This window comes from Candidatus Poriferisodalis multihospitum (assembly GCF_028283155.1).
Lineage (GTDB): Bacteria > Actinomycetota > Acidimicrobiia > Acidimicrobiales > Poriferisodalaceae > Poriferisodalis > Poriferisodalis multihospitum.
This window is the reverse complement of record NZ_JAPYOK010000038.1, coordinates 1-6,136: the sequence shown is the minus strand read 5'-3', so window position 1 is coordinate 6,136 and position 6,136 is coordinate 1. Positions and strand designations below refer to the sequence as shown.

At 69.8% G+C, this 6,136-nt stretch carries 6 protein-coding genes and 1 pseudogene; 4 read left to right on the top strand and 3 right to left on the bottom strand.

Annotated elements, in window-relative coordinates; genetic code table 11:
* Together VI480_RS03070 and VI480_RS03065 are read left to right on the top strand one after the other, a co-directional pair.
* Window positions 1-620: pseudogene (locus VI480_RS03070) on the top strand (hypothetical protein); the annotation flags it as partial.
* A 29-nt stretch (window positions 621-649) separates the two neighbouring features.
* Window positions 650-2,353 (top strand): SulP family inorganic anion transporter, encoded by a 1,704-nt coding sequence (locus VI480_RS03065; protein WP_323671344.1) that lies wholly within the window; start codon window positions 650-652, stop codon window positions 2,351-2,353.
* Here the strand turns inward: VI480_RS03065 and VI480_RS03060 are convergent.
* Entirely contained in the window at window positions 2,350-3,075 is a 726-nt protein-coding gene (locus VI480_RS03060) for a DNA alkylation repair protein (RefSeq protein WP_323671343.1), read from the bottom strand. The two genes, VI480_RS03065 and VI480_RS03060, sit on opposite strands and share 4 nt — an antisense overlap.
* Window positions 3,076-3,137: 62 nt before the next feature.
* On the opposite strand from VI480_RS03060, the gene VI480_RS03055 reads away from it, so the two are divergent.
* The gene (locus tag VI480_RS03055; protein WP_323671342.1) at window positions 3,138-3,899 is read left to right on the top strand and encodes a rhomboid family intramembrane serine protease; all 762 of its coding nucleotides are present in this window, start codon (window positions 3,138-3,140) and stop codon (window positions 3,897-3,899) included.
* A gap of 15 nt (window positions 3,900-3,914) precedes the next feature.
* Here VI480_RS03055 and VI480_RS03050 read toward each other — a convergent pair whose 3' ends face one another.
* Window positions 3,915-4,721: an EamA family transporter gene (locus tag VI480_RS03050; protein WP_323671341.1), complete on the bottom strand. Its 807-nt coding sequence runs from the start codon at window positions 4,719-4,721 to the stop codon at window positions 3,915-3,917.
* Entirely contained in the window at window positions 4,646-5,527 is an 882-nt protein-coding gene (locus VI480_RS03045; RefSeq protein ID WP_323671340.1) for a nucleotidyltransferase domain-containing protein, read from the bottom strand. Before VI480_RS03045 ends, VI480_RS03050 begins: the two co-directional genes overlap by 76 nt.
* 376 nt (window positions 5,528-5,903) lie before the next feature.
* Between VI480_RS03045 and VI480_RS03040 the strand changes: the two genes are divergently transcribed.
* A partial coding sequence (locus VI480_RS03040) for a hypothetical protein (protein WP_323671339.1) occupies window positions 5,904-6,136 on the top strand: 233 nt, incomplete at its 3' end.

Sequence of the window (6,136 nt, the reverse complement as noted above, 5' to 3'; positions counted from 1 at the left end):
CCGCAGCTCCGCCGACCACGACAGAAGCCCCGCCGCCCACCACTGCGGCGCCGCCGCCGACGACAACCGAAGCGCCGCCGCCAACGACCGAAGCCTCTGCTGGCGCAGCGCTGCCCGGCGCCGTGGAGGGCGCCCTGCTGGAAGGCCAGACACCGGAGGGCTTCGACACCCTGCAGACCGCCACGAACATCCCGCGGCCCGAGACCTGCCCCGGCACCCCGGCCTACGGCGGCCTGCTGCCTGTGGCGTACTCCGAAGCCGTCTGGGCGGCCGATCCGCTGACGGGGCCGTTCCTCGATCTCTCCATCACCCGATTCGAGTCAGTTGACGTGGCCTCGCAGGCGTTCAACAACTACAAGGCAGAGATCGTCGCCTGCGGCGAGTTCCCTGAGCCGTCGACCGGCGCCATCGGCGCGTTCACCTACGGCGACGATCCCGCTCTCGGCGACGAGTCGTTCGGCACCGACTACACGGCCACCTTCCAGGGGCTTCCCGTCAACCGCTACGGCGCCCTCGTACGCATCGGCGACTCGATCTACAGCTCGGGCGCGACCCATGTGTTCGTAGCTCCGGACAAGGCCACAGTGCTGGAGGCGCTGGACACCTTCCTCGGCCAGTAGCCGAGAAGTCGGCCTGACTCGGCGTTGACATGGCAGCGCTGAAGACGCCGACGCTGAACTACACCGCAGAGCAGCTGCGCGGCGACGTCTTCGGAGGTCTCACCGCGGCCGTGGTGATGCTGCCGCTCTCGCTGGCCTTCGGCGTGGCCTCGGGCCTCGGCGCCATCGCCGGCCTCTACGGGGCCGTGGCCGTGGGGCTGCTGACCGCGCTCGGAGGCGGCTCCACGACACAGATCTCGGGGCCGACGGCGCCGCTGTCGGTGGCGATGTCGGTGGTGGTGGTCGACTACGCCCAAGGAGACGTCAACAAAGCACTGTTCATCATGGTGCTGGCGGGGGCCCTGCAAGTCCTGCTGGGCGCGCTGCGTCTGGGCAGCTTCGTGGCCTACACGCCGTACCCCGTCGTCTCGGGCTTCACCTCTGCTGTCGGCGTGATCATCATCGTCGTGCAGCTCATCCCGCTGCTGGGCCACGAGGTAGCGCTCGGCGGGGTGGCGGCCTCCATCAGCGCACTGCCCGACGCGGTCAGCAGCGTCGACACCAGCGCCGCCGCGCTCGGCATCCTGGCGATCGCGGTGTGCCTGTTCTGGCCGCGGCGGCTCGGACGGATCCTGCCCCCCTCCGTCGGCGCCCTGCTCGCGGCCACCGTGGTCAGCGTGCTGTGGATCGACGATGTGGCCGTCATCGGCGAGGTGCCGTCGGGCCTGCCAGACCTGGTGATGCCGAGCTTCGACTGGGCCGGCATCGGCGGCGCCCTGCCGCCCGCCGTGACGCTCGCTCTGCTCGGCTCCATCAACAGCCTGCTGACGGCGCGGGTCGCCGATTCGATGACCCGCGATTCGCATCACCCCAATCGCGAGCTGATCGGCGTGGGCGCGGCCAACTGCCTGTCGGCGTTCATCGGCGCGGTGCCCGGCGCGGGGGCCACGTCGGCCACGGTCGCCAACGTCAAGGCCGGCGGCCGCTCACGAGTGTCCGGGACGCTGTGCGCGCTGGTGCTCGGAGCGCTGGTGCTCGGGCTGGGACGCTTCGCGGAGGTCATCCCGCACCCGGTGCTGGCCGGCATCCTCATCAAGATCGGCTTCGACATCATCGACTGGCAATACCTGGTGCGGGTGCGACGGACGCAATTCGATCAGTACGCCGTCATGGGGCTCACCCTGGGCCTGTCGGTGGTGTCCGACCTCCTGCTGGCCGTCGGCGCCGGCCTGCTCGCAGCAGCGATGACCGCTTCCCGGCAATTCGAGCGCCTCGAGCTCGACAATGCGGTCTCCACCCCGCTGCTGGACATGACCTTCCTGAACCAGCCCGACCCCGATGCCGCCGATGGCGCCGGCGGCCCAGCGATCCCCAGTCTCGACCTCGACGGCCCCGATCCGTTCGCGGCCCGCACCGGCCTGCTGTCGCTGCGGGGCACCTACACGGCGGCCTCGTCGATCAAGCTGTTCAACGCCATCAACCACGACGTGGAAGAGCACGAGGTGGTGATCTTCGATTTCACCGACACGCGCTACATGGACGACAGCGCCGCTTACATGGTCGGCCAGCTCGTCGACGTCGCCGTGGAATCGGGCGCCAAGTGCATCGTGATGGGCCTCGACGGCTCGCAGGCAACGAGCGTCAGGGAGCTGAACGTGCTTCGCAGCATCCCCGATGATCAATTCGTCGAAGATCTCGACGGCGCCCGTGTCGTCGCCCGCCGACTCCTCGACGGTCCCGACGGCGAGAGCTAAGCCTTGGCCGCGGCCTTGGCCGCGGCCTTGGCGGCTCGTCGTGCCGCCACATTCTCCCGATGTGCGAGCGTGCGGTCGATGTAGGGCGCGATGGCGGGCGTCTTGCAGCCGGTCTCGCCGTGGTCGACCTGCACGGGTCCGATGCGGGCGTCCAGTTCGAGCACCGAGCGTCGCAGGCTCTCGTCACGCAGCCCGATCGCGATGAGCACGCCGTTCATCTCGTGACGCACCCGGTTCGGCCGTTCGGCGATCTCGGCGTCGATCTGGCCCACGAGGCTGCGCAGCTCGCGGACGGACCAGACATCGGTCTGCTCGGCGGTGCAGGCCACGATGAACCAGCCCACCGACGCGGGCCACTCGCGGGGCGAATCGCGCCACTCGTCGCTGAGCCCTCGCGCAAGCGGCGACTGGGCCAGCAGCCCGCCGAGGGCCTCGGCGAGGATGTAATTGTCCACGTCGCGCAGCCAGCGCCGCGCCCGCGTCTTGGTCATCGCAGCGGCATCGGCGACGCGCAGCGTCAGCACGCGGGCATCGTGATTGGCGGTGTCCCACAAGTCGGCTGCCAGCGCGTGATCGGTCCGCAGCGGCTTGGCGATGCGACCGAGGTCCTTGTAGCTGACCCCGAACATCGGCTCGGCGGCGCCATGGCGCGCATACACTTTGCGGTTCTGCGCTGTCCCGGCCGACCGCAACTGCGCCATCACGTCCTGCAGCGTCGACATGGCGCCGAATCCTAGGGTCTAGGGCCGTGCGTGGGCTTGGCATTCGGCGCAGTGGGCAGCCGATGGCGACGGCGGTGCTCGGCGGCGTCTCGGTGCTGGTCTTCCTCCTGACCCACGATCTCGCGCGCATGCTGCCGTTTGCGAGATGGTCGCTGCGCGACTCCGCGTTCCAGGGCTACGCCACCTATGGGCCCTACGTGTCGGAGTTCCACGAGGCGTGGCGACTCGTCACCGGCGCCTTCCTGCAAACGGACTGGTGGCGACTCGTGACCGGCGCCTTCCTGCACGCCGATCTGCGTCATCTGCTGCTCAACATGGTGGTTCTGTACCTGCTGGGACGCAGGCTGGAGCAATCGGTCGGTCCTGCCCTGCTGGCGGGTGCCTATGCCGTCTCCCTGCTGGGCGGATCGGCCGGTGCACTGCTCCACCGACCCGATGCGGCAGTGGTCGGGGCATCAGGAGCGGTCTACGGCCTGATGGGCGCGGCCTACGTGGTGGAGCACCTGCGCGGCGCCAACCCGTGGCGGGACGGTCTGGGCAGCCTGATCATCATCAACGTGATCATCTCGTTCCTCCTCCCAGGCATCTCCATCGGCGGCCACCTCGGCGGCCTCGCAACCGGCGTGCTGGCCGGCTTCGCCATCGGCGACACCAGCCGACGCCGTCACCCGCCGACACTGGCAGATCGACTTTCGAACGAGCCCATCGACACAGGGATGCGGCGCTCGCCGCTGGTGGTGTGGGTCCTGCTGGCGCTCATCGCGGCCGCAGCGTTCGCAAGTGCGCTGGCGGCGGCGTCCACCTGGCGCGACCCGCTGTTCTGAGCCGGGCTGCGGCGCTCAGGGGACGACGTCGCCAGGAGTCGGGTCGGACTGCCGGTTGATGACAATGGCAGCGATGACCAGAGCGATGCCCGCCACCTCACGCAGGCTCGGCACCTGGCGCAGCCATGCCAGCCCGACCAGCGCCGCTGTGGCCGGCAGCAGGGCCTGCAGCAGGGCGAAGCGTGCCCGCGCCAGCCGCTGCATCACGACTTGGTCGATGCCGTAGGGGATGACGTTCGACAGCACTCCCGCCGCCACGCCCCCTGCCAGCAGCAGCGGCGCCGCCGCACCGGCATCGAGACCGCCGATGCCCGCGGGGCCGATGGCCACCGCGCCGATGAGCATCCCGACGCCGAGCCCGTCCACCGCCATGCCCGAGCGGGCCACCCGGTGCCCCAGGATGATGTATCCCGCCCACAGCGCCCCGGCGATCAATGAGAACAGCGCGCCGAGCTGGGCCTCGGGCGGCGCGAACCCTGCCAGGGCCACGACTCCGGCGACGGCGAGCGCCAGCGCCGCGCCCGACCGCGCCGTGCGGGTGCCCAACGCGGCGACAGCGATCGGCCCGATGAACTCGATCGCCACCGAGTTGCCGAGCGGCAGGCGCTCGACGGCCAGATAGAAGAACAGGTTCATCGACGCCAGCGCTGCCCCGAAGGCCGCCGTCCACGCCAGTTCCGTGCGTGACCAGCGCCGCCGCCACGACCGACGCACCACCACCAGCACAGCGCCGGCGCCGGCGACCCTCAGCAGCGCGACGGTGCCCGGCCCCATCTGGTCGAACAGCTCGACCGCCGTGGCCGCGCCCAGATACTGCGACACGGCACCCACAGCGAACAGCGCCTCGGGCGAGATCCTGCCCGTCGGCGGGCTGCGTCCGACCGATGCGTCCATACCTGCCCTCCGGCTCGCTCATTCTCGCGGCAGTTGCCTCTGGGTGCTGTTGGCGGAGGCGCTCGGCTGGGCGGGCAGCCGAGTTGGTGTTCGATGAGGCCGATGCAGCAGTCGGCCAGGTCGGCGGCGGCTCGGGCAATTTGCGCTGAGAACTCGTCGGTGGCGTCGTCGGGGTCGCCGGCGATGTCGATGTCGTCGGGGCAGGTCCCGGCCTCGCGCAGGTCGCCAGCCAACAGCGCGTCGCGCTCCTTGGTCGAGGGCTCCAGGGCCAACAGGAGCTTGGTGAGCGCGTTGACCGCGTTGTTGAGGCTGCGGGCAGCCTGATCGGCGTCAGACGGCGCCATTCCGATCTCCTTTTCCCAGTCGATGCCGCCACGCGGAGGCCGCGACACAAGGGTGGCCGCATGAGAGGCGATGTGCGCCTCGAAGGTAGAGCGGCACCGCTTGGAGCGGACCTCCCACTCTGGCCGGTCGGTGACCCGCACATCGCAGCCGAACCCGGTTGCCACCAGAACCGTCTGCCGGGCCCGCTCGGCGATCAAGCGGCGGTCGCCGTAATCGCCCAAGTCGTCGAACACCAACACCAGATCCAAGTCCGAGCCGAGTCCCTGCGTGCCTTGGGCCACCGAGCCGAACAGCAGCACCTCGCCCGGGTCCAGGGCTTCTCGCAGCGCGTCGGCGGCTCGGCGGGCATCTTCGAGAGTCGGCAGGCGATGATCGCTGGCCGAGGCCACCAGCCGAGGCTACAGCGGCACAGAAGACCAGCTCGCCCTCGCTCTCGCCGGGAACATCGGCCTCGCCGACCGCAGAGCCCGAGGCGGTGTCGTCTGCGTCGGCTGACTGGCGCTGTGTGCGCTGTGCGGCGGGCGGGGTGTGTGGGCTGGGTTTGGTGTTGTGTCGTGTGGGGGCCGTGGGTCATACTTGTCTCGTGGCTCGGTTGGCTCGGCGTGCGCGTGTGCGCGGGGTGAGCCATGTGATTCTGGGAGGCCTGTGATGGCTGGATTTGCTCTCCCCCCCCCCCGTTGGCGGTTCTGGTTGGAGCGTTTTCGTGCGGCGTGTGCTGTGAGGCGTTGCGGGGCGGCGTTGTTGGGGTTGGTGCTGGCAGCTTCGGTGCTGGCGGTGCTGCCGGCTGGGCGGGCTGACGCGCAGCAGGCGGCGCAGACCTTCGTCGCCAACACCGGCCAGTCAGGCCTAGCTGGGACACATTTGGAATATGATTTCGCCCAGGCGTTCACCACCGGCTCCAACAGCGCGGGCTACAGCCTGCGCAGCGTCGGCGTGGAATTCGCCACTATCCAAAGCGGCTTCAGCTCTTCGTCCCTCACCGCCAGCATCCACGCCGA

Excerpts from the sequence above, each read along its gene's own strand:
- VI480_RS03055 (WP_323671342.1), top strand. The coding sequence starts at position 3,138 with ATGGCGACGGCGGTGCTCGGCGGCGTCTCGGTGCTGGTCTTCCTCCTG.
- VI480_RS03060 (WP_323671343.1), bottom strand. The coding sequence starts at position 3,075 with ATGTCGACGCTGCAGGACGTGATGGCGCAGTTGCGGTCGGCCGGGACA.
- VI480_RS03065 (WP_323671344.1), top strand. The coding sequence starts at position 650 with ATGGCAGCGCTGAAGACGCCGACGCTGAACTACACCGCAGAGCAGCTG.